Raw genomic sequence first — 1,179 nt, 5'->3', positions numbered from 1 at the left:
GTCTCCAAGGCCCCGAGCGCAAGGCGCGCTTGCTCGATGTAGATGACACCGGCCTCGGTCGGCGAGAGGCCGCGGCTCGTGCGGTGAAACAGCGACGTGCCCGCCAATTCTTCGATCCCCTTGAGTTGCTTGCTGACGGCGCTTTGGGTCAGGTGAAGGGCGTGTGCTGCAGCCGAGACCGTTCCGTGTTGTGCAAGCGCTGCGACGACGCGCAACGCCACAGTGGTCGGCAGTTGGGTCCTGGACATCGTATTCCTCGACGGATCGTCTGCAACGACGACTATTCCATTTTGGACTAGTTTCGAGGAAATCAATTCATTTGTCTACGTTCTGGGTGGGTGCAAGCATTCTATCACGTTGGAGGAATGCCATGACACAGCCCGTTCGCCTTTGGGGAGCAAGGTTTCGCACGCCGCCTGCAGAATCGCTGATGCGTCTCTCGCGTGCGCCCGAAAGCTATTTCCGTCTGGTCCCAGAAGACCTCGAATCCTCCATCGCGCACACGCGCGAATTGATGCGCGCGGACATCCTCACGCAGGAAGAAGGTAACACCATTTCCGAAACGCTCGCGTCGATCGGAAACGATTATGCAAATCGAAAGATCGCGCCCTTGGCCGGTGACGAGGATGTGCATACATTCCTTGAGCGCGTGCTGGTGGAACGGCTTGGCGCACTCGGCGGCAAGCTGCGCGCCGGTCGCTCGCGCAACGATCAGGCGGCAAACGATCTTAAACTGCATTTGCGCGGCGCGGCACGCCGAGTCGTGCGCGATCTGCTCTCGCTTCAGGAAGCGTTGATCGCCCAAGCCACCGATCATCAGACAACGCTTGCGCCGGGTTTTACGCATCTTCAGCCAGCGCAGCCCGTGACCTTCGCTCACCAGTTGCTCGCTCATGCGCAGGGATTTTCGCGCGACATCGGGCGTATGCAGGATTGGGACCGTCGCGCAGCACGATCGCCGCTTGGCGCCGCGGCTCTGGCCGGCTCGGCCATCGCGCTTCATCCTGAATTGTCGGCTAAGGAGCTCGGCTACGACGCGCCTTGTGAAAACTCCATCGATGCCGTGGGAAGCCGCGACCACGTCACTGAGTTCTTGTTCGTGACCGCGATGATCGGCGTAAACCTTTCACGCCTCGCGGAAGAGGTGTTTCTGTGGTCGTCTCGTCAGTTCCGTTGGAT

At 60.2% G+C, this 1,179-nt stretch carries 2 protein-coding genes; one reads left to right on the top strand and one right to left on the bottom strand.

Annotated features, from left to right (window positions below):
• Positions 1–248, bottom strand: a 248-nt coding sequence (locus tag AC1DT3_RS21960; RefSeq protein WP_477467293.1) for a LysR family transcriptional regulator, incomplete at its 3' end; no start/stop codon positions are given.
• A gap of 122 nt (positions 249–370) precedes the next feature.
• Between AC1DT3_RS21960 and AC1DT3_RS21955 the strand changes: the two genes are divergently transcribed.
• Positions 371–1,179 (top strand): lyase family protein (locus AC1DT3_RS21955; RefSeq protein WP_477467292.1); only part of this gene is annotated, 809 nt, incomplete at its 3' end.

This window comes from Microvirga sp. P4_G7 (genome assembly GCF_056401005.1).
The sequence above is the reverse complement of the archived record's forward strand: the minus strand, read 5'-3'. Positions and strand labels throughout refer to the sequence as shown.